Source organism: Bartonella sp. AP7XZML, assembly GCF_042195745.1.
Lineage (GTDB): Bacteria > Pseudomonadota > Alphaproteobacteria > Rhizobiales > Rhizobiaceae > Bartonella.
This window is the reverse complement of record NZ_JBHIOT010000100.1, coordinates 1-1,039: the sequence shown is the minus strand read 5'-3', so window position 1 is coordinate 1,039 and position 1,039 is coordinate 1. Positions and strand designations below refer to the sequence as shown.

Genomic DNA, 1,039 nt, shown 5'->3' with positions numbered 1-1,039 from the left:
AGCGGGCGAAGATCTGGCTAATTCGATTGTCGATGGCTTTATGTCGTCTATCTCACAATTGATGGATTATTGTAAATCTTTATCTCACCGCATTAAGGGGTGGATTGGTTCCATTGATGTAAGAGAGTTTTTGCCAAGTTTTTTGGGGGGCAAAACAACCATTCAACCGATTGCACAATTTGCGGGGGCTTCTCCTGTAAATTCATCTGCGAGAGAACAAAGAGAGAAAGAGCGTTCCACCATCACCCACAATCAAAACGTTACGGTGCATGTCAATGGCGCCCGTGATCCTGTTGCCACTGGTCGTGCGGTTGCCCACGCCATTCAACGGGCACGTGCTAATGCGCTGCATGGCGGGACAGAATGAGGGGAGGGAGCCTATGAGAGATCCTTTGATGATGTTAGGACCGCATCAATTTTATGTGGACTGGCTGAATTTCCAATCCTTTGAAGAAGAGTTTTCTGCCTCATGGGTTTGTATGGAGCGTTTTGGCAAGGCACCCAGTTTGCAATTTACCGGCTATGGCAATGATGCAAAAACCATTCATGGCGTTTGGTTTCCAGAAGAGTTTGGTGATCGTGTAGCCATTGATGCCATAAGCAGGACCATTCGAACAGCAAAGCCGGTCCAGATGCTTCGTTGGATCAATGATACGACCTATAGTGTCCTTCTCCATGGCCCCGTGGTGATCACCACGATCAATAAAGAGCACGACTATATCAGTCGCTCTGGTCAATCACAGCGCATCCGCTATTCCATTACTCTCTTGCCCTTTTTCAATGGTGGAAAACCACAAGGTCAATATCAGGTGGGACAAACTCTATGAAGATACCAGAAAAGCATGTTGTTGTAGAGTTAGAGGATATGAGTCTCGATCTTATCTGCTTTCACCATGCCATGGCTGTGTTAGGAGACCAGAGGCAAGCTGGTTTACTCAAAGGCTATTGTGAAGCCACCTTGGAAGCCAATCCAGAGATTGCCAAATATGGTGTACTTTTACCGCGGGGCTTAACGGTTATTCTGCCTGAATTTGCACTT

General features: G+C 46.8%; 3 protein-coding genes. All 3 read left to right on the top strand.

Annotated elements, in window-relative coordinates; translation table 11 throughout:
• Window positions 1-367, top strand: a 367-nt coding sequence (locus tag ACFILT_RS08270) for a hypothetical protein (protein ID WP_375679884.1), incomplete at its 5' end; no start/stop codon positions are given.
• Between the two features lie 13 nt (window positions 368-380).
• Window positions 381-827, top strand: a complete 447-nt coding sequence (locus ACFILT_RS08265; protein WP_375679883.1) for a phage tail protein — start codon at window positions 381-383, stop codon at window positions 825-827.
• Window positions 824-1,039, top strand: a 216-nt coding sequence (locus ACFILT_RS08260) for a tail protein X (RefSeq protein WP_375679882.1), incomplete at its 3' end; no start/stop codon positions are given. The genes ACFILT_RS08265 and ACFILT_RS08260, both read left to right, overlap by 4 nt.

Bases quoted from the DNA above. Each gene is read 5' to 3' on its own strand.
- ACFILT_RS08265 (WP_375679883.1), top strand. From the start codon at position 381: ATGAGAGATCCTTTGATGATGTTAGGACCGCATCAATTTTATGTGGAC.